This is a genomic window from Acinetobacter sp. ANC5681 (genome assembly GCF_023488045.1).
Taxonomy (GTDB): Bacteria; Pseudomonadota; Gammaproteobacteria; order Pseudomonadales; family Moraxellaceae; genus Acinetobacter.
The window spans coordinates 1-21,131 of record NZ_JAMFKZ010000036.1 but is presented as its reverse complement, the minus strand read 5'-3'; the positions used below and the strand labels follow the sequence as shown (position 1 = coordinate 21,131).

23 protein-coding genes are annotated in these 21,131 nt (G+C 38.0%); 15 read left to right on the top strand and 8 right to left on the bottom strand.

Translation table 11 applies throughout. From position 1 onward, the window contains the following. The 8 genes from feoB to trxB all read left to right on the top strand — a co-directional run. Nucleotides 1-1,170: ferrous iron transporter B (feoB, locus tag M5121_RS14060; protein ID WP_249571520.1), on the top strand; the 1,170-nt coding region annotated here is incomplete at its 5' end. Nucleotides 1,171-1,221: 51 nt separating this feature from the next. Beyond that, nucleotides 1,222-1,833 carry a signal peptidase II gene (lspA, locus tag M5121_RS14055; RefSeq protein ID WP_018679542.1) on the top strand — a complete coding sequence of 204 codons (612 nt, stop codon included), beginning with the start codon at nt 1,222-1,224 and terminating at the stop codon, nt 1,831-1,833. Nucleotides 1,834-2,082: 249 nt separating this feature from the next. Beyond that, nucleotides 2,083-2,517, top strand: coding sequence for an arsenate reductase (glutaredoxin) (gene arsC, locus M5121_RS14050; RefSeq protein ID WP_018679543.1), 435 nt, complete (start codon nt 2,083-2,085; stop codon nt 2,515-2,517). A gap of 59 nt (nt 2,518-2,576) precedes the next feature. Beyond that, on the top strand, nt 2,577-2,900 hold the full coding sequence (locus M5121_RS14045) for a metalloregulator ArsR/SmtB family transcription factor (protein WP_018679544.1): 324 nt from the start codon (nt 2,577-2,579) through the stop codon (nt 2,898-2,900). A 6-nt stretch (nt 2,901-2,906) separates the two neighbouring features. After that, on the top strand, nt 2,907-3,380 hold the full coding sequence (locus tag M5121_RS14040) for an arsenate reductase ArsC (protein ID WP_018679545.1): 474 nt from the start codon (nt 2,907-2,909) through the stop codon (nt 3,378-3,380). Between the two features lie 7 nt (nt 3,381-3,387). After that, nucleotides 3,388-4,428 (top strand): ACR3 family arsenite efflux transporter, encoded by a 1,041-nt coding sequence (gene arsB / locus M5121_RS14035; RefSeq protein WP_018679546.1) that lies wholly within the window; start codon nt 3,388-3,390, stop codon nt 4,426-4,428. 5 nt (nt 4,429-4,433) lie between these two features. Continuing rightward, nucleotides 4,434-5,138, top strand: a complete 705-nt coding sequence (gene arsH, locus M5121_RS14030; protein ID WP_249571519.1) for an arsenical resistance protein ArsH — start codon at nt 4,434-4,436, stop codon at nt 5,136-5,138. 18 nt (nt 5,139-5,156) lie between these two features. Beyond that, nucleotides 5,157-6,107: a thioredoxin-disulfide reductase gene (gene trxB, locus M5121_RS14025; RefSeq protein WP_018679547.1), complete on the top strand. Its 951-nt coding sequence runs from the start codon at nt 5,157-5,159 to the stop codon at nt 6,105-6,107. 179 nt (nt 6,108-6,286) lie between these two features. Here trxB and M5121_RS14020 read toward each other — a convergent pair whose 3' ends face one another. The 5 genes from M5121_RS14020 to M5121_RS14005 are packed head-to-tail and all read right to left on the bottom strand — an operon-like array spanning nt 6,287 to nt 7,837. Continuing rightward, nucleotides 6,287-6,799 carry a hypothetical protein gene (locus M5121_RS14020; RefSeq protein ID WP_018679548.1) on the bottom strand — a complete coding sequence of 171 codons (513 nt, stop codon included), beginning with the start codon at nt 6,797-6,799 and terminating at the stop codon, nt 6,287-6,289. A gap of 47 nt (nt 6,800-6,846) precedes the next feature. Further along, nucleotides 6,847-7,191 (bottom strand): hypothetical protein, encoded by a 345-nt coding sequence (locus M5121_RS14015; protein WP_023274801.1) that lies wholly within the window; start codon nt 7,189-7,191, stop codon nt 6,847-6,849. A 29-nt stretch (nt 7,192-7,220) separates the two neighbouring features. Continuing rightward, entirely contained in the window at nt 7,221-7,445 is a 225-nt protein-coding gene (locus M5121_RS14010; protein WP_018679550.1) for a hypothetical protein, read from the bottom strand. After that, nucleotides 7,445-7,576: a hypothetical protein gene (locus M5121_RS15890; protein ID WP_018679551.1), complete on the bottom strand. Its 132-nt coding sequence runs from the start codon at nt 7,574-7,576 to the stop codon at nt 7,445-7,447. The genes M5121_RS14010 and M5121_RS15890 overlap by 1 nt, the downstream gene beginning before the upstream one ends. A gap of 3 nt (nt 7,577-7,579) precedes the next feature. Further along, on the bottom strand, nt 7,580-7,837 hold the full coding sequence (locus tag M5121_RS14005) for a hypothetical protein (RefSeq protein WP_018679552.1): 258 nt from the start codon (nt 7,835-7,837) through the stop codon (nt 7,580-7,582). Nucleotides 7,838-8,535: 698 nt separating this feature from the next. Here M5121_RS14005 and radA point away from each other — a divergent pair. After that, complete coding sequence (radA, locus tag M5121_RS14000; RefSeq protein ID WP_249571518.1) at nt 8,536-9,927, top strand: DNA repair protein RadA; 1,392 nt, start codon at nt 8,536-8,538, stop codon at nt 9,925-9,927. Nucleotides 9,928-10,251: 324 nt separating this feature from the next. Beyond that, entirely contained in the window at nt 10,252-11,289 is a 1,038-nt protein-coding gene (locus tag M5121_RS13995; protein ID WP_249571517.1) for a PDDEXK nuclease domain-containing protein, read from the top strand. A gap of 172 nt (nt 11,290-11,461) precedes the next feature. On the opposite strand, the gene M5121_RS13990 is transcribed toward M5121_RS13995, so the two are convergent. After that, entirely contained in the window at nt 11,462-12,670 is a 1,209-nt protein-coding gene (locus M5121_RS13990) for a site-specific integrase (RefSeq protein WP_249571516.1), read from the bottom strand. A gap of 1,079 nt (nt 12,671-13,749) precedes the next feature. Between M5121_RS13990 and mobC the strand changes: the two genes are divergently transcribed. Together mobC and M5121_RS13980 are read left to right on the top strand one after the other, a co-directional pair. Continuing rightward, on the top strand, nt 13,750-14,322 hold the full coding sequence (gene mobC, locus M5121_RS13985) for a plasmid mobilization relaxosome protein MobC (protein WP_111034532.1): 573 nt from the start codon (nt 13,750-13,752) through the stop codon (nt 14,320-14,322). A 41-nt stretch (nt 14,323-14,363) separates the two neighbouring features. Further along, nucleotides 14,364-16,793: a MobA family protein gene (locus M5121_RS13980; RefSeq protein WP_249571515.1), complete on the top strand. Its 2,430-nt coding sequence runs from the start codon at nt 14,364-14,366 to the stop codon at nt 16,791-16,793. A 151-nt stretch (nt 16,794-16,944) separates the two neighbouring features. Here the strand turns inward: M5121_RS13980 and M5121_RS13975 are convergent, their stop codons facing one another. Both M5121_RS13975 and M5121_RS13970 read right to left on the bottom strand, forming a co-directional pair. Further along, complete coding sequence (locus M5121_RS13975) at nt 16,945-17,280, bottom strand: hypothetical protein (RefSeq protein ID WP_249571514.1); 336 nt, start codon at nt 17,278-17,280, stop codon at nt 16,945-16,947. 502 nt (nt 17,281-17,782) lie between these two features. Continuing rightward, nucleotides 17,783-18,136: a DUF2384 domain-containing protein gene (locus M5121_RS13970; RefSeq protein ID WP_249571513.1), complete on the bottom strand. Its 354-nt coding sequence runs from the start codon at nt 18,134-18,136 to the stop codon at nt 17,783-17,785. Nucleotides 18,137-18,974: 838 nt separating this feature from the next. Between M5121_RS13970 and M5121_RS13965 the strand changes: the two genes are divergently transcribed. From M5121_RS13965 to M5121_RS13955, 3 genes are all read left to right on the top strand, one after another. Continuing rightward, nucleotides 18,975-19,583, top strand: a complete 609-nt coding sequence (locus M5121_RS13965; RefSeq protein ID WP_002159601.1) for a sortase family protein — start codon at nt 18,975-18,977, stop codon at nt 19,581-19,583. A gap of 91 nt (nt 19,584-19,674) precedes the next feature. Then, on the top strand, nt 19,675-20,439 hold the full coding sequence (locus M5121_RS13960) for a hypothetical protein (protein WP_249571512.1): 765 nt from the start codon (nt 19,675-19,677) through the stop codon (nt 20,437-20,439). Between the two features lie 24 nt (nt 20,440-20,463). Then, on the top strand, nt 20,464-20,847 hold the full coding sequence (locus tag M5121_RS13955; protein WP_249571511.1) for a hypothetical protein: 384 nt from the start codon (nt 20,464-20,466) through the stop codon (nt 20,845-20,847). Nucleotides 20,848-21,131: the final 284 nt, after the last annotated feature.

The following is a 21,131-nucleotide window of genomic DNA, read 5'->3' as shown; positions in this document are numbered from 1 at the left end:
ATGTTTGTAATGTTTCAGGCAGTCTTTATTTGGGCTCAACCATTAATTTCCTTTGTTGAGGATTCGATTACATGGTTTAGTGGTGTTATTGGACCTTTAATTTCGCACCCACTTCTAAGAAGTTTGATTGTTGATGGTGTGATTGCGGGTGCAGGTAGTGTCCTTGCCTATATGCCTCAAATTCTTATTTTATTTTTCTTTATTTTAGTTTTAGAGGAATCAGGTTACTTACCTAGAGCTGCTTTTTTATTGGATAAACTGATGTCTAAAGCAGGTTTAAGTGGGCGTTCATTTATTCCACTGCTTTCAAGCTTTGCTTGTGCCATCCCAGGAATTATGGCAACACGAAGTATCAGTTCAGAAAGAGATCGTTTAGCAACGATTATGATTGCACCTTTAATGACGTGTTCTGCACGATTACCTGTATATGCTTTGCTGATCGCTGCATTCATTCCGAACAAGTTGGTTTATGGGTGGCTCAGTTTACAAGGTCTAGTTCTATTCGGGCTTTACATGTCAGGAATTGTATCCGCTTTATTGGTTTCTTTATTCCTGAAATTAGTCAGAAAAGATAAAACTGAAAGTATTTTCATTTTTGAATTACCTACATACCGTATTCCAGATGTTCGAAATGTAGCTTTGGGGCTTTATGATAGAGCAACTATATTCTTAAAAAGAGTTGGTGGAATTATTGTCGCGCTGTCTATTTTATTATGGTTCTTGGTAACGTTCCCATTACCACCCGATAACCCAACAATGCCACCAATCAATTACAGTATAGCTGGACAGTTAGGGCATTTGATTCATCCAATATTTGCTCCGATTGGATTTACTTGGGAAATTTGCATTGCTTTGATTCCTGCAATGGCAGCTCGTGAAGTGATTATTGCTGCATTAGGCGTGATTTATGCAATGTCTGGCGATGAGGATGCAGTTACCCAAACTCTATTATCTCAAATATCAGGTCCTGATGGATGGGGATTAGCAACAGGTATGTCATTGTTGGTTTGGTTTATTTTTGCCCCACATTGTTTAGCAACACTAGCGACTATTCGAAGAGAAACAGGAAGTTGGAAACAACCAACCATAATGGCTGTTTATCTCTTTTCGTTGGCTTATCTATTCGCTTTTATCACTTATCAAGTTGTTAGTCGTTTAACGGTTAATTAAAGATGAGTCTGACTGATATCACGTCAAAAATCGTGGCGAAGCGAGAGAAATATGCCTAATACTCTACAAATAAATTCAACCAAAAAAATGTTTCAGTTTTATCCTCGCAATTTATTTTGGCTTGGGCTTTCCGTTCTTGCCATTGTTTTGGATCAATGGACAAAATGGATTGCCTTAGAAAAAATTCCTCACATAGATTTACCATGTCAGGATAGCGTAGAAAAAATTTGTGCTTATTCTGATTCTATTCAGGTCATTCCACAAATTCTTGATTGGACATTGGCATATAACCACGGCGCAGCGTTTAGCTTCTTATCTGATGCAGGTGGTTGGCAACGTTATTTGTTGACAGGTTTAGCTGGTATCTTTTCCCTGATCTTTATTTTTTGGCTAATGCGTATCCCAAAGAAATTAGTCATTTTACCTATTGCTATTTCGCTGATTTTAGGTGGTGCCATAGGTAATTTAATTAATCGAATGGTTTTGGGTTATGTGGTTGATTTTATACATATCTACTATGAGAAAACTTGGAGTTTTCCAGTATTTAATTTAGCAGATTGTTCGATTACTTTAGGCGTGATTTTTTTGCTGATTGATACGTTTTTTCTTGAAAAGAAGCGTACTCAAAGCATGAGTAATAAACATGTCTACTATTTTGATTAGTTGTGAGGCAATCGCTTAGGGCAAAAAGTTGATTTTGAATTAAAGGCTGAGGGTGAAACTTACACAGTGGTAACTGTTAAGTTAAAAAAATAGAATGAGTTAGCAGATAGCATTTTGAGAGTAATAAGGTTCTTTTCAAGAGGACCTTGTTCTCTTCTAAAAGGATTAAAAAAATTAAATATACGGTATTGCATATATATGTTAATTCGCATATAAAGATATAAGAATATATCAGCAGAGTCTAGTTTGATGACAGCTTCATTAGATGTAAAGATTTATCACAACCCTGCCTGTGGGACATCTCGGAACACTTTGGCTTTGATTCGTAATACAGGAATTGAGCCAACGGTGATTGAATACCTCATTACACCACCGAGTCATGACGAATTAATTAAATTGATTCAGGGTGCAAACTTAACGGTCAGAGAGGCGATTCGGCAGAATGTTGATCCTTATCGTGATCTGGAACTTGATCGCCCTGATTTGAGTGATGAACAATTACTCAGTTTCATGCTTGAACATCCTATTTTAATCAACCGCCCATTTGTGGTGACTGAACGAGGCACTTGCTTAAGCCGTCCATCAGAAGTCGTTTTAGAAATTCTGCCATTACCTCAAAAGGGTGCTTTCATTAAAGAAGATGGTGAACAAGTGATTGATGAAAATGGTCAGAGAGTGAATTAAAAAATTTAATTTTTGTATATGATTATCTGCATATCCAAATGAATAAATAGGTAGCAAAGATGGATCAAGTTAATTTTTTTAAATGTTTATCTGATGAAACCCGTCTCAATATCGTGACTTTAATTGCTGAGAATAAAGAACTCTGTGTCTGTGATCTGACAGAAAAGCTACAACTGAGCCAACCCAAGATTTCTAGGCATCTGGCGTTATTACGTTCTTCAGGATTGTTGCAGGACAGACGACAAAGCCAATGGGTGTACTACAGCATTAATCCACAACTACCAGCTTGGTGTTTTGAAATTCTAGTCACTTTACAAAAAACATCATCCAGTCAAGTTGTGGTCGATACCAACACGTTTCCTATCAATAGTTATTGTGAGTAATAGATTATGAAATTCCTTTTTTTGTGTACTGGAAATAGCTGCCGTAGCATTTTGTCTGAAGTGCTGTTTAACAGTCGTGCGCCTGAAAACTGGAAAGCGTACAGTGCAGGCAGTAAGCCATCTGGACAGGTGCATCCATTAACGATTGAAACCTTGCAAAACTTAGGTCTGTCAACGGATGGTTTATGGAGTAAAACGATTGATGACTGTGAACAATATCAACCTGACGTGGTGATTACAGTCTGTGATTCAGCAGCGCAAGAAGCTTGTCCACTTTATTTAGGTGGAGCGATCAAGGCGCATTGGGGTTTAGCTGATCCATCACACCTAGACTTGCCTAAAGAAGAAAAATTACAGGCATTCCAAGTCACTGTAGACCACATCAATCGTCGTTTAGATGCGTTATTTGCACTGGATACAGCAAATATGACACGCCCTGAATTGATTGCTGCAATCAATCACATCTCAGATATTGAATGAGAACGTCATGGCTCAACAAAGACTGTCATTTTTAGATCGTAACCTGACGCTATGGATTTTCATTGCGATGGGATTAGGGATAGCAATAGGTGTGTTCTTTCCGCAAGCTTCCGTTACTTTAGACAAAATGAGTGTGGATTCCGTCAATATTCCAATTGCGATTGGTTTGATTCTGATGATGTATCCACCTTTAGCCAAAGTGGACTATGCTACTTTGCCACAAGTGTTTAAAGACAAGAAAACCTTAACTTTGTCTTTGGTGCAGAACTGGGTGATTGCGCCTGTATTAATGTTTGCATTAGCAATTATTTTTTTACATAGCTATCCAGAATACATGACAGGCTTGATCCTGATCGGTTTGGCTCGCTGTATTGCGATGGTTTTGGTGTGGAACGGTTTAGCCTGTGGTGATAACCAATATGTAGCAGCGTTGGTGGCATTCAATAGTATTTTCCAGATTCTGTTTTTTAGTACCTATGCTTGGCTGTTCCTCACATTCTTGCCACCCTATTTCGGTATCGCAGGGCAAGTGATCAATGTTGATTTCTGGACGATTACCCATGCGGTGTTGGTTTACTTGGGGATTCCATTTTTCCTCGGCTTTATGACCCGATTCACTTTAGTGAAAGCTAAAGGTTTAGATTGGTATCAAAATGTCTTTTTACCCAAGATCAGCCCACTCAGTTTATTGGCACTTCTTTTTACCATCGTGGCAATGTTCAGCTTAAAAGGTGGTGATGTGGTGAGCTTACCATTGGATGTTCTGCGTATCGCAATTCCACTCACGATTTATTTTATTGTGATGTTTTTCATTAGCTTCTTTATGAGCAAATGGATGGGCAATGACTATCCTAAAACCACCGCAATTTCTTTCACGGCTGCTGGTAATAACTTTGAGTTGGCTTTGGCTGTAGCGATTGCAACCTTTGGTTTGGCTTCACCTGTGGCATTTACCACCGTGATTGGTCCTTTGGTTGAAGTACCTGTATTGATCGCTTTAGTCAGTGTGTCGTTATGGCTCAGAAAAAAGTATTTTAAATCGGTGTAATTGTAATGAATCTTCCTAATGTTGATATGGAGCTACTTGAACAGCCAACTTTGGAAAAAGTTCAAGCTAAATCGTTAGATCATGCGCCACGTATTTTGTTGTTATATGGTTCTAACCGTGAGCGTTCGTATAGTCGTTTAGCCGTGATGGAAGCAGGTCGAATCTTGGAACAGTTTGGTGCCGAGGTTAAAATTTTTCATCCGAAAGGGCTACCTTTGCCAGAAGATACGGATATGGAACACCCAAAAGCAAAAGAACTACATGAGCTTTTGGCATGGTCAGAGGGCATGGTGTGGTGTTCGCCTGAACGTCACGGTTCAATGAGTTCGATCTTTAAGTCACAGATCGATTGGATTCCATTGGCAGGTGGTGCGATTCGTGCCACTCAAGGAAAAACACTGGCACTAATGCAAGTCAGTGGTGGTTCGCAATCTTTCAATAGTGTCAATCAAATGCGTATTTTAGGGCGTTGGATGCGGATGATCACGATTCCGAATCAGTCTTCAATTCCAAAAGCATTTTTAGAGTTTGAAGAAGATGGGCGAATGAAAGCATCATCCTATTACGACCGTATCGTGGATGTGATGGAAGAGTTATATAAATTTACGTTGCTGACACGAGGGCAAAGTCAGTATTTAACTGATCGTTATTCTGAGCGTAAAGAATCTGCTGAAGAATTATCAAAACGTGTTAATCAGCGAAGTTTGTAGAATGCTGGAGAAAATTAAATGCAAAATCAACATTCTCGTTTAATTATTTTAGGTTCGGGACCTGCGGGTTATAGTGCAGCCGTATATGCAGCTCGTGCCAACCTTAACCCAACATTGATTGCTGGACTACAATTAGGTGGGCAATTAACAACAACGACTGAAGTTGATAATTGGGTTGGCGATGCTGAGGGCTTAACTGGTCCTGTACTCATGGAGCGTATGCAGATACATGCAGAACGCTTTGGTACAGAAATGGTCTATGATCACATCAATGAGGTGGATCTCAAAACTCGTCCATTCGTACTCAAAGGTGACATGGGTGAATACACTTGTGATGCACTGATTATTGCAACAGGTGCAACAGCTCAATATCTAGGTCTTGAGTCCGAGTCAGCTTTCATGGGGCAAGGTGTGAGTGCCTGTGCAACCTGTGATGGTTTCTTCTATAAAAACCAAAATGTCATGGTGGTTGGTGGTGGTAACACTGCGGTTGAGGAAGCTTTATATCTGTCAAATATCGCTGCACATGTGACACTGATACACCGTCGTGACAGTCTGCGTTCTGAAAAGATTTTGCAAGACCATCTTTTTGCCAAAGAGAAAGAGGGCAAAATCAGCATTATTTGGAACCATCAAGTTGATGAGGTTTTAGGTGACAACACAGGTGTAACGGCGGTACGTATTAAATCCACTCAAGATGCAAGTATCCAAGATGTTCAAGTGCAAGGCTTGTTTGTTGCGATTGGACATAAACCCAATACAGGAATGTTTGAAAGTCAATTGAACCTACGTGATGGCTATATCCAAGTCCAAAGTGGAACTGCGGGTAATGCAACGGCTACATCTATCGAGGGTGTATTTGCTGCGGGTGATGTGGCAGATAGTATTTATCGTCAAGCGATTACCTCCGCTGGTTCGGGTTGTATGGCGGCATTGGATGCTGAGAAATATTTAGACAATCAAGAATAATCAATACATTCACTGAAAAAATAAAGCTAGCTCTACCTCTAATTGGCATAGTTGGTTTTATATGGTCTATGATTAAGAAGACAATAAGTTAACTCAACTTATTGAAATATAAAAATAAGGGAATCGGTTTCCCTTATTTTTTTGTTCATGGGTGCAGTTTTTATTGTGTATAGCTTTAGTTATTGACATATCGCATCATAGCTAATACGAACCTCATTAATAGGACGCTTTACTTTCGTCTTTAAATCAAAATCATCATCAGTGATATTAAAGATAACTTGATATTCACCCTCTGCTCCTGAAAGAACGGCGTATGAGTAAGAAGAACCTTGTTTACCATCAGTATAGTCGTAACAACCTGATTTGATTTTAGCAGCAATAGAACGAAGACTATCTTTCCCTAGCGTAATAACCTTGCCATCTACATTTACTGTTACAGGTGTAGGTTTAAGCTGACTAACGCTAAAATTATTTACTCCGTATTGATTATAATTTGCGTAAATGGATAATCCATTCACAGTCCATTGACTGTAGCTGTTATCACCATATTGGGGTTTGCCGAGCTTTTTGATCAATGAAGCCCGAGTATCTTCTACAGTGACCTTTTTGCCAGCAAATGAAACAACAGCATGATTTGCGAAAGCAGAAGTTGTACAAACAGTGACTAAAGCAGCGACAATAAACTTTTTCATTAAATATTCCTTTAAAATTTAAATAATTATAGACAATAGCTAATATGCTATTGTGCCCAAGTACAGACTTTGAACCAATCACCAACCCAGCAGGCTTTCTCCTTCTGTGAGCGAGTCGCCTCACCCCATGTAGATGCGCCACCACTCAATTTTGTTGCTTGAACAACAGCTTGATCTTTACTTTCAATCCAAACCATGATGCCTTCAAAGTTTAATTTTTTAGCAAAACTAGGGTGGCTAATATAAAAGCTGCCGTTACCTTGTGGATCAAAATTACACTTACCCTTATATATGGTTTTACCACTATCTTCGATTTGACAGGTTGCTGGTTTGGCTTGTGCAATTGCGGGAACTGCAATACTTAAAAGTATTGCCATGATTAATTTCTTCATAAGTCTTTCCTTGAATATAAATGGTTGAATTATTTAGAACGCAATACCAGTGCGCCAATAATGATGAGGATTAGAACACCACCAATAAATTTACCTACGGATGGGAACATGACCGCAGGCCAGACGATTCCCCGACCAATGTGATAGGCGAATGACTTGTAGCTGTATTGACCCCAGAAGTTCTGGTAAACCGTAAAAAAGAAGCCAATAATAAAATAGCCACCGATAGCCCATGCCTTAATATTTTCTTTCATTATTTATCTCCCCCAGTTGCAAAGTTCACCAGTAGCATGAACAGCCCCAGTAAAATCATGAATCCAATAAAAGGTAAGCCCAGAAACGCAATGGCAACGATGACAACAATAATTCCTGCAATTGCTCGCATGGCTTACTTCTTCATACATTGCATACCGTAACGCACAATTTCTTCCTGAAATTCTTGCGTTTGGCTGATGATATAAAATTTTTCTTCCAGTCGATCTGCGCCATATTGATCTTCAATTTTTTCATAGACACATTCACAGGTAGAGCTATCAGCACCGCCCATTTTGCAACCCTTAACGAATTCACGTTCAGATTTGCTGGCACAGCCTGTTAAAGTGATTGCAGTAATACTGATCAAAAGAAGAGATGAGAGTATGTTCATGTTTTTCCCCGATATTTAATTTTTGGAATTGTTTTAATGTTTTTGATTCAGCGAATTTGTGCAGCCATTAAACAGGCAGGCGTAATACCCTCAATACGGATGGGTATTAAGATGACATGATAAAATTGGCTGAATAAAAATCAGATGGCTAAGTTAAAAGCCTGAATTCAATCAAAAAACAAATGGGGATTGGGTGTAACAGAGAATAGTGAGTCATTGGTAAAGTCCTTAGCTAATTAAGCCCTACCACATCACTGTCAAATGATGGTGGTAGAACGAAAGAGGGTTGACAGACTGATAGCTAAGAATCAGCACGCACGAATGCGTCCCTCTCCCATTCCACCATGACGATGTACGGAAAAGGTACGCACAAGAAACACTTACAACATGTATCGTTGTGCGCTTAGCTATAACGGTCTGTCAAAACCGCCTGACCATGAGGGTCAGCAGAGGAATGATAAATTTATGTGAGAATTGAGTCAATTGATATCAGTAAGTTTTATCGAATTAAATCTTGAATTGTCTTAAATATATTGGCTATTCCATTTAACACTATTTTATTTATACATTCATTTGAAATGTTTTTCAGATTTTTTCCCTCTATTCTCAACGAATTACCCTTATTTCACCGCCTTGCTTAAGATTGATAATCTGGCTTGGTAAGGTGCTTTTAATGATGAAAAAAGTAGATTTTTACGATGGCTAAAATTACAGTTTATATATGTCGTGAGTGTGGCAATGAGGAGGATATTTGGATTGGACAGTGTCTTCAATGTGAAGCATACAATAGTTTCAGCAAAACAATAGTTGAACGAAAGGCTCAACATCGGGCTACGGCAGGTTTAAGTCATTCTGGCTATGCTGGACAGAAACATCATATTACTAAATTAAATGCAGTTAAGGTGAGTCAGGAGATTCGGTGTTCAACAGGTATAGGAGAATTTGATCGTGTATTGGGCGGTGGTCTGGTCACTGGATCAGTGGTATTAATTGGTGGTGATCCTGGCATTGGCAAATCAACTCTGCTTTTACAAACAGCGACTCATATTGCTAAAAATCAATCGGTTTTATATATCACTGGAGAGGAATCACTGTCACAAGTTGCTATGCGAGCTAAACGATTGGGTTTGCCACTGGACAGACTAGATGTCATGGCAGAAACAAAGGTAGAGCGTATTTGTGAAATATTATCAGAACAAAAAATCTCTATGGTGGTTTTGGACTCTATTCAGACCTTATATACAGAGACTATTCCTGCGGCTTCTGGCAGTACTTCACAAATTAAAGAATCAGCTTCAATCTTAACCCGATCTGCCAAGCAGACAGAAATATCTTTACTGATTGTTGGGCATGTCACCAAAGATAAAGAATTGGCAGGACCAAAAGTACTTGAACATATGGTTGATTGTGTCTTGCATTTTGAAGGACAAAGCGACTTACAGTATCGCATGCTCAGAGTGGTTAAAAATCGTTTTGGTGCGGTGAATGAGTTAAGTGTATTTGACATGACAGATCAAGGGTTAAAGGAAGTCATCAATCCAGCAACGATTTTCTTGGATCGCTATGGTGAGGCAGTTGCTGGCTCTGTTGTCATGGTCAGTCGAAATGGGGTGCGACCATTTTTAGTCGAAGTACAGGCTTTGGCGAGTAAAACATCAAATGCTCCTAGACAGCTTATTTTAGGTCTGGAACATAATCGTCTGACCTTGCTACTGACCATTATGAAAGAACAAGCCAAAGTGGATATTCTTAAACATGATGTCTATGTCAATATTGTGGGCGGATTAAAAATTACAGAAACAGCGTCAGATTTAGCCGTGCTATTGGCTTGTGTATCGAGCCTGAAAAATCAGCCTTTACCTCACGATATGGCTGTGTTTGGTGAAGTAGGCTTGTCTGGTGAGATTCGGTCTGTACCCAATGCACAGGAACGTATAAAGGAAGCACAAAAGAACGGATTTAAAACTGTAGTTATCCCTAAAGTGAATCAGCCCAAACAGCCTATAGACTCTATGAACGTGATTGCTGTGGAATATTTATACCAAGTATTACAGGTGGTTTTTGAAAGTGATGCTTTGGTTGTAAATTAAGCGGCAGTAAAAATCCTTTGGCTCAACGTATGCTATGCTTTTGTGTCATCATGGATGATTAGCCTAAAAGGTTTTTAGAAAGAAATCTGAGTAGGATGTTAAATTTCTGTAAAAAATATCAATAAGATGAAAGTTTGCCACAGCCTGTGGCAAAATTGCCGTATTCTTTGTGCTGATAAAGATTATTTAGATATGGAAATTGCTTTGCAGGATGAGGGTAAGCCTATGAGGGGGTGAGTACCAACTCTTATTTATTACCTCAAAATAAACTGCAAACTTTAGTATCCAATGAATTAAAAAAATGGAGTCGTTGGATTAAAATTGATGATTCAGGGTAATGAGGCGAATAAAGTGACTGATGTAGATAACCCAAAAGATTTTTCTGATGTTTTACAACACATTCAACAGTCACGTCAGAAGATTTTTGCCCAGATCAATACAGCCCTTATCGAACTATATTGGCACATTGGTCAGATCATTAGTTATAAAGTCAACTCTCAAGGATGGGGGAAAAAAGTCGTTACAGATTTGGCACAATACATAGCACAACAAGACCCTGAACTTAAAGGATTTAGTGATAAAAATCTGTGGCGTATGAAACAGTTTTTTGAGACATATCAAGGAAATGAAAAACTCTCACCATTGGTGAGAGAATTATCTTGGACACATAACACCATTATTTTTTCACGTTGCAAGACCGCAGAAGAACGTGAATATTATTTAAGACTATGTATTAAAGAACGATATTCAACACGAGAGCTAGAGCGTCAGATCAGTACATCACATTTTGAACGTACCATGCTAGGTAATCAAAAACTCTCAGCAGTGCTGAGAGAATTGCATCCAAGCATTAACAATACGTTTAAAGATAACTATGTATTGGAATTTCTAGGCTTGCCCATGCAGCATGATGAAAGTCATTTGCAAAAAGCCTTAATTAAAAATATGAAGCAGTTTATTCTTGAGTTAGGGAAAGACTTTATTTTTGTTGGTGAAGAATACCGCTTACAGGTAGGTAATCAGGATTTCTTTATTGATCTGTTATTCTTCCATCGTGGTTTAGCTGCTCTGGTTGCGTTTGAATTAAAAATTGCCAAATTTAGCCCTGAACATTTGGGGCAGCTTAGTTTCTATCTTGAAGCATTAGATCGTGATGTGAGGAAACCTCATGAGAACCCAAGTATCGGGGTGTTGTTATGTCGGGATAAAGATGAAGATGTGGTAGAGTATGCACTATCACGCCATTTGTCACCGACAATGGTAGCTCAATACGAATTACAGTTGCCTGATAAGAAATTGATTCAGGCAAAATTACATGAGCTATCTGAAAATGTATCCTTTAATGATGATAGTGACACTTGATGTACAGCATTTAGTGTGTAATGAACAAGGATTGAACAAACGATTTGGTGGAATTTTAAAGCAGTAAAAATAGTAGTAAAAAACTGAATGTATGTTTTATTTATTATTGTTTTTCAGTGTTTTATGATTTTAATGTGACTGTCACCGCTTCCGCCAAATATCTTAAAGGGAATCAAATAGATAGTTTGATTCCCTTTTTATTTGGCACAATTTTGGCACTATTCGAAATTTTAGCAATCTCTTCTTTGTTCTTATCTGAATTAATCCACTTGGCATAACGCATCATTAGCATCACTAAACTATGCCCTAGCTGTGAAGCCACATAAACTGGATTAAGTCCATTCATTAAGCATACAGTCGCATATGTATGACGAGTGTTATAGGCAGGGCGATAACGTATGCCATTCGCTTTCAGTGAGGCTACAAACTTTTCGCTCAATGATTTTTGCGTAGTAAATTCCCTACCTGTCTCATCACAGATAAATACGTGCTCATATTTGAGGTAGGTTAGTAATCTAAGTTGTTGAAATGCCTCGAAAGCAAAATCATTTAAATCTACAAATCTAGCTTTATTTGTTTTAGTGGTTTCTTGCTGAACGCCGTTCACACGACCTTTATTGATGTAAATCTGTTTATTTAAAAAATCTACATCCTGCCAAGTGAGTGCGATAATTTCTGATGGACGGCAACCTGTCCAGAATGCCACCACAAAATACCAATACACGGTTGGGTAGTCTGCAATATATTTCTCTTTTAACCAGTTCAGTATTATTTCCTTTTCCATTTCATTGAATGGATCGGGTTCATCCTCCTGAGTTTTCTGATTTTTCAATCGGTCACATGGATTCTTATCAATCACCTCATCATCACAAGCTAATTCGAATACGCCACGTAATGGAATCAAAGCATCATTTCGAGTTTTAGCCGATGACCATTCACGTCCATTGACGGCTGTACGCAACATTTGACTGGTGATCGTATTAATCGGCATATCTTCGAATAATGGCATCCAGAGCCTTTCCAAAATTGATAGATATTTTTTCTTGGTGCCTTGCTTATGATCTGAAAGGTTATAAAGGTATTCTTGGGCATAGTGAGCAAATGTCGGAGCATTTGACGCTGGCAATATTTTTTGCGCAGCGTCAGCTTTTTTGATGGGTTTGGCGGTGACAGCTTCGATATCCTCGATTTTTAATATCCCGTATTTAGCCTTGTTTACAAAATCTTCTCTAATCTTAGCCGCCTTAATGAAGTTGGCTGGGGTATCGATGAGGTCGAGGGTGAACCACTCGCGCTTGTCGTTCCATTTAAAGTTAATCTGTATTTTTCCCGATCTTGCTCTTGTGCCTTTTGGTAGACCTGAGCTGCTTGTTCGACCCATGCGTTATAACCTTTCAAACTATATAGAATTTTTCGATCAGACACTTTCACCCAGACTTTTCCTTCCTCCCAGTGAGGCCTAAGATTCTTTAGGTTCGTGATCTGTTCACCCGTCAATTCACAAAACTTTTCTGCGGTGACCCAATCCAGCAGTTCAAAATATTTACTCATTGTTGAACCTCCGCATTTTTATTTGAAAGTCTTGCTCCAGTTTTTTTATATCTAATAATTAATTTTATTAGATAAAGATTTTTTATCATTTTGACCTCTTCAGTTTTTAATGCAGTTGAAGAAATCCTGTTGTCTTAAAATCCTCATGTTGTTAATTAGGATCTGAAGAATAAAACAAGTTTCTATACATTGAAAGCTACCATGTTTTATTTGTGTAAAAATGATTTGTGTATAAAAGATCAAGAAATAGGTTTATTTTTTTTAATTAATTTTTATCTATTATAACAGTAATTAATCTTTAGTATGTTCTTCGGTTTGCTACTTTTGTTTTTTGTGATTGGGTTTTGATTTCTTAATTGCTTTTTTGTTTTAGTTGGGGTTTGTGATTTTTTGATGTTGATCATTTTAATATTTTTCTTATGAGAACTATTATTTATTTAATAATTAGATTAAATATTTAATCTAATTTAATTTAAGAGAATAAACTTTAAACTTAGGTGTTTTTTTTAGTTAAGCATATGTTTTAATTATAGAATAAATTTAAAATTCCTCTTGGTGTGTAGCTTCTATAGATCATGATCTTATTTTGATTTGAAAATTAGAATGTGTTTAGTCTTTGTGATATTTAATATATCACTTAATAGTCCAAAGTACATAAAATATGAAAATAATTGGTTGAGCCAGAGTACCCTGTCCGTACACAATAACAACAAAAGTTGTAATTTTGTACGAACGGAATCTGGTTGGCTTGCAGCCAAACCGCTACTTTTAATAATGTGTTTGTTTTAAATTTTTAGAGTAACTATTTATTCTACATATAAATTATTTGAAAATTCCTATCAAAAAACACTTTTATTATTTTAAAAATTATTATAGCTTAAAAATAGATTGACGGTTTTTTGGTGTATTATGGTTGTTGCTAATGTTGTTAAAAAATCAAGAAGAGTAAGTCGACTTGAGTTGCGTTTAAATGATGATGAATTAGAGATAATTAAGGGTTCAGCTAGGCTATTAAATAAAACTGTAAGTGATTTTATTCGATTAAGCGTGAGTTGTTATATTCAAAACAATTTGAATGTTGATCGATCTTCAATTCGTGAATCGCATGTTGTAGCGAAGAAAAAAGAGTCAAATCACAGGACGCAAGAAGATAGCGAAAGCATTGCATTCCAACTTGCAAAAATTGGCAATAATCTCAATCAGATTACCCGTGCAATTCACATTAGCAACAAAATCGGAAAACCAGTCGACTTACTTCGAACGTACCTACTTGTCGAAGACTATTTAAAAAAAATCTATCAGCTTTATCCGCTTCCTTGTCCTCCGTCACTGCATCGTTCTGATAAGACAGTTCAGCGCCGACACCAGCATATTGAACAAAAATATCTCGCTGATTTATTGCGACAAATGCAAGTCGTTGGAGAAGGTGAACTTGAATCAACTTCAGACGCTGACCTTTCTAATGACCATCTAAAAAATTGACTTTTTATTTCCATTTATATTTTTAAACGGGAGGGTACTTCATGTTGATTAAGATGTTGAGGCATGGAACGGGCAGTGCAGCACGTGCAGCGGCCTATGTCCTCGATGAAAAGGATCACATGAATATTTTACGTCCGCATGTCGAAGTGCTCTGCGGCGATCCACATCTCTTTGCAAAAATTGCAGACAGCTCTCCTTATAAGCATAAATACACGTCTGCCGTCATTGCTTTTACTGAGGAAGATCAACCGACCGATGTTGAAATAAAAGATGTCTTAAAACAGTTCGAAGCATTGGCTTTCAGCGGTCTTGAACCTGATCAATATCACATGACGGCTGTGTTGCATCAGGAACCAAATGGGTCAAAGCATATCCATATCCTTGTGCCAAGGCTTGAACTCAGGTCAGGAAAAGCAATGAATATAGCCCCTCCAGGTTTGTTTCAAAAGCATTTTCATACTTTGCAAGACAAGCTTAATTCCGAATATGGGTGGGCAGATCCGAAGGATCCTGACCGTGCAAGATTTACAAAAAAAGGCTATGAGCTGTATTTACAATCTGCGCTGAAAAAAGTTGAAAAGAATAGAGGAAACTATAAAACATTCATTGAAAATTTATATGTTGGACTCTTGTCCATTTCGTTAAAAGAATTAGAAACAAATCAAAATGAATTTCTATTCTCTGAAATTTTAGTACATAACCGTGATGACTTTATGCAATTTGTACTCACAAACAAACTTGCTAGCGAAGTTGCCAAAATTCGAGAAAATCAGTTTAGCTTAATTCCAACTTTCGGGAAAAAACCTATTTATTTTCAAGGAGAAATATATGAAAGACAATTTGACATCAGAAAATGCTCAGAACCATTTCGAGAACGTATCAAAGCTTTTGAGCAAGTTCGAAAAGCAGATAGCGAACGTGGAAACGATGAGCAGCGAACAGTTAATCAGATTTCAAAAAATACTCGAATGCCTCGTGCAAAACTTCGAGATAGAGCAGAAAAAACTTTGCAAGGAGCTAGACAGGCAAGAGCAGCTTACAACAGACAACGTTATGCATCTGCTACAACATCAGAAAAACGAGACTCAGATTTTAATCAGAGGATTGAAATCATATCGAGCAGAGTTGAAGCAGAATATCAGCAATATTCAAATGACGCTGTCTTCACATCTCAACGAAATCGATCAGATCATGCAAAAGCATCTTCAGCAGAGCAAAGCCCAATTGCAACATACGATCAAAGACAATCAGAATCTGATCAAAGTCCAAATTCAGGACAATACCCAAAGTATCACACTGTTATTAGAAGATCAGAAAAATCAGTTGCAGCAGCAAGTAGATCAAGCATTAACTCAGTCGATCACTTACAACCCGAAATTAATTCTGAAAACATTTATTCTGATGTTGCTTGGAATGGGGCTACTGAATATTTTAGTAATATTGCCCTCCAACTACTATCTCACACAGCCGATCTTAACCAAAAACGAGACCGAAATCTTGACGGACGAAGACGGCACTCGATACCGAGCGATCACCTCCTCGAAATGGATCGATTGCAATACTCTGAATTTGAGCAAAAAGAAAGTCCATCCGACAGAACCGAATATTCATCTGACATTTCCTTGTTTCGTGGAGAAATAAGTTATGAAAGAACAGCAACATACGATTATTCAACATCACAACGGCAGCGACACACAGCAGATGATTTTGGATTTACTCGAACAAATGAGTTTAGCTTTGATGCCATCATCGCTGAGTACTATGCAAGACTTGCAAGAAAACGTCGAGAAGATGAAAAAAAGGCTCAGCGTGATCGAGCATTACGAGCAGAGCAACAGAGACGACATGAACAAGATCTTGAAAATCTTAGGTTTCAGCAGTCCGTCAGACTTGAGCCAAGCCGAGATCAATCTATTTCAGAATATTGGATTGATGATCACAGAGTTACAATCGAGACAGGAAAAATTAGAACAGTTAGAACAGCAACAGCAGTTACAGCATCAGAAAGAGCACCGACTTCAAGAACAGAGCATGTCATTCGCTACACAGATCAGCAGACTAGAGCACTTAACGACAAATTGGATCAAGCGCTTCGACGTGCTGGAGAAGCAAGAGTCGAATTTGAAACAGTTGCAATTGCAACAGCAACAACAAATCAAAGACTTAAACGAGATGATGTTGAATTGTATTCAGAGTATGAGCAATTTAAACAAAATATGCGTCGACTTAGAGAACAAGCAGATGCAGATCAAGAGCATGCAGCAACAATGCAACAGCAATACCAATTCGATCGAGAGCATTCAGCAGAGCTTACAGCAACAATACTGCAACTTGCAAAACTCGTTGAAGAAATTGTCAGTCTGATGATGCACTTAATTGCAGCAATGCTGGGACAGCAATATAACATTCAAAGTCAACCACAAGTTGAATCTAAACAACAAAAACCAAACGATTTTGGTGCTGAGTTTTAAACAATCACTTTTAATATTCACAAGTCTATTATCTTTAGCGTTGCTGCTGTCACTGATTGCATTCAGCATTATTTCTGCTTATTCGATAATAATGCAGTCGATTAATACAGTGCACAGTAGCAAGCTAAAAATACATAATTAATTAAGTGACCTAAATAGAACGGATTCCCAATACACGCTGTGCACGTTCAATCATCTTGTGACGTTGATGTGTACGAAATGCCCACAAAGAGGAGAGATTGTTATTTTGATTGAGCTTTGCAACTTCAAGAATTTGCTCATCAGTCATTTCATGCATGCATTGACGAATGATTTGATGTGCTTGTTCACGTTCTTTGAGTAAGGAGTTTGCAGTGTCAACAGCAATATAAAGATTGGCGAGTGTTTGACGTTGAGGATTTGAAATAGTTTTGCCAAGTTCAACGATAAGTTGACCAGCTTGTTTTTTAGGTGTGCAAGTGTTTGCACCATGAAGAATTGCGTTCATAGCAGTAATCCTAGATAAGTTTAATTACTTACCGCCATCATTTTCCTACGATGATGGTGGCAGCTTAACAGGAGTAGGAAATACTGAATCTAGGCTCAGCCAACCTTACGGTTGTCCTGTCAAACTGCCATAACGACTGCTAAACAGTAGACAAAAAAATAGCCGCAAGTGCGACATTTATTTGCACCTAGATAATATCAGGTTTCCTACGCCTGAACACAGATTTTGCTGTGTAGAGTTAGCTTAACTGGGTATCGCTTGAGCTGTCAACGCTGTGATTGGATCTTTTTACATATCTTAACATTAAATAATTCATTGATTCTGCTGGAGATATTTTAAATTTCTGACGGCTAGGAATTTGATTGTGAATCATGTTTATGGCGATGTGTTGAGCACAAATTTTAATCTTTGCTGTGTTTTTAACGGAAGTGATGAAAATAATGATCAGAATTTCTAATCAAGCAAATTGAAGCTGATTCGCTAAAAGAATGAGTTAAATAAATTAATGATTGTTTAGGGCTTCAACTACTGTTAAGACTTTCTCTAAGCCTTTTATGATCCGAATTTGCTGAATGGGGACACCATCAGTTGCGGTATTGAATGCATTCATAAAATAATCAATCCATTCAGAATCACCGCCCGTTAACGTAGATAAGCTTTGATAAAGTCGTATTAGCAATAATCCATATTCACCTTGTGGGGATGCGGGTTCTAATACAGCTGAGAATTCGATTTGGTTCATCGACTTGAGATCGAGACCCATCACAGTAGCCAGTTGAGTATTACCAAGACCAAGTAAATTCGCGGTTTTCAAGACGGCTTCTGCTAAAACCATTGTTGTACTGGCTGAGTTCATTCAATCGACCCGCTGAGCTTTGCTGATTATTTATTCTATCGCATTTAATAGGATATTACTGAAGAAGAGGGAACTTCAGTTTGCTCTCTTTAAATCAGCCTTTGTAAATTTCATTCTTCTCATTAACAGCTGATTAGGCATTGATTCATCTCAATGCTTCGAATGTAAAAGCTGAACTGAGCCTGATTTAATTCTTTATTTTATTGTTTTATTTTAATAGAGAACAACAGTCCATTTTAGCCTCATCCATCAAAGCAAAATGAGCCGATCGATCGGAGTAATTTGACCTTATGGGAAAAATCAAAGACTTATTGCATTACATTTGGCGAATCTAATTGTATAGATTTTAGTGCTTTGTAAAATTGACTAAAGCGCAGGATAAAATTAATATGGGCTCGCTGGCCTACATTGCCAGTCGGTTTTAGCAGACCGTCCAACACAAGAGCATTAAAGGACTTGTCTTTTAGTGTTTATCCCCTCGTGCCCCTCTGCGGTGGAACGGGAGGGGGACGTCTTCGGACGTGCTGGATTCTTGTGTTCCAGTCTGCTAACCCGCTCTCGTTCTGCCACCATTATTTAGCAGTAATTGGTAGAACTTCTTAACACAAGGAGCTTCTCATGCTGTACCAATTTTTTCTAATTTGTGCTTCACCCCATGTTCAACCTTGTTGTGCTTTGCAACGAGAGCGATACGGCTAATTTTTATTATTCGTCTGTATTCAAACAACATTTTTACAAGAACAATCCAACGGTGGATGGCTAAGTCACGCCTATAAAAAATAAACCTTTTTATATCTGCTGGTGATTGTGCATTGCATTGAACATGCGGGAAACAACCATGACTGAATTAAGCAAACCCAAAATCATACCCATTGAACACCGCCCACAAAAATCCAAGCTCTTTATAAAATGTGTGGTCTTACCCATCGTGATCTTTCTCATCGTTGCCAAAATATTTTCCTTTGGTGCTTTCGGTTACATCTTTTTTGGATTTGACTTGTTCTGGTTTGTGATCCTTTACTACCTTTATGAATATGGAAATACCTACTTTGACGGGATGACTGAACAACTCAAGCGTCAAGGAGAAACTTTTAATTATCAAAACCGTGGTGTTTGGATTAATAGCCAAGATAAAACCATTATTCTGTTTGATCAGCCAGATCAACGCCTCGTGAAATATCCCTTTGATTACATCACCTCCGTTGGACACTACAACTTAGTCGAAGATAACTTTAGAACCACGACCACTGTGATCAGCAATCCAATGATGGGAACGCATGTCAATCAACAGGTCCATCGCACACCGATGAAACGAGAGTTTCAAGTCAATATCGGTACACGAGATCCATTCAAACCGAATTACAGCCTAAAAGTCCTATTTCCTTGGCGTAGTCCACAAATGGCCAGTGAAATCCGTCAGCTACTATCAGCGGATCATTATCAATAACTGATGTTAAACGATTAAAAATAAATAAGTATTTTACACGAGCACTTCTTGCGGGCAGCCAAAGCCCGTAGGAGATGCGAGGACTATTAAAATGAAATTTAGATTTAAACCATTACTGATCAGCAGTATGACATTGTTGATCATGCAGACTGTGACGGCTCAACCCCTGTCTACATCTAAGCCATTCACCTTAGAGCAGGGCTTAACTTGTCTGGATTGGACCAAGAAAGAACAATCCTTGAGTAACCGCTTAGCCTTGATGGGCACCGAAATGAAATGGCCATCTGGAATCACCTCATTACAGCAACAATTTCAACAGCAGTACCGCAAACAAAAGAGCAGCGTCATCAATGAGCCTGATGATGAAAATTTCTGTGAAGATTGTCCTGAAACAGAAGTTTATTTACCCAACAACAAAAGCAATCCCATCAAAAAGATTGAAACCTTAGTACACGTCAGTGTTGCAGGGGCAAAAACCGCAATCTATCGTGCTGATGACATCAACACCACCAAACAAAAGATTGAGGATGGATTAAAGATTCAATTTAGTCACTATAGCGGACAACAATTGAAAAGCTTTAAACAGCAGTGGGATAAAGCTTCAATGCATGATGATCAAAACAGAAGCAAAACCCACAAAGTCTTTCAGCAATATCCACATTTAAAGGTCTTTGATGGAGAGGTTTTCCACAATCAAAAGGTCTATATCCCTAAACAAATTTATATCTATAGCCAGCCCTATAAAAGAGATGTATCTGATCCAAATGACATGATTGCTTTTATTAGCCTTTATGACAATCCAATAAATCCATCACAACACATCTTACAGTGTGGCTTTATTGACAATGTGTTTTAACAAATAAATTAAGAGTCTATTCAAATGAAAAAATTAATAATTGCAGGATTATGTTTAAGTCTTTCAACCTTGGCTCTTGCAGGCGTAAAAGAAAGCTTAGTTGGTAAACGATTGGTCTTAGATTTACCCGATGTAGAATGTGCAGGCTTGTCCTTTTCCAAGAATGGAAAAGATGCCGCAATGTATGCAGAAATAGGGCAATGCCAAGATCCATTACCATTAAGAGTAAGATGGTTGGATGACAAGACTTTCATTTTGATTGAGAAAGTACGAACCAATGAAGTTTCTCCACCACGGTCTTATTTATACCAAGTAAAAAGTTACCAGAAAAATGGTGTTGAATTGACGGATATCTCGACAGGCTGGGGAGATCATAAAGATACGACCATCAGTTATTATTTTGAATAAAGAGAAGGATTGGCAGCTTAGATAATTCGTTAAAAACAATGAATCAACGATAAATTAAAGGTTTAAAACAATGAACTACTACGCAGAGGACCCCTTCTAGGTAATGTGACCTAGGAGGCAATATGAAAAAGCTGAAACTTCAGTACCTACAACCTGAAAATATTCATCCTAATGACGGTATACGAGAACGATACCCTCATCTGGTAATCCTCCCATAAATAACTGAATTTAAAAGTAGAGGTTAAGCAGCCATCAAAGGTGGTTTGCCTCCGTTAGCTTGATGT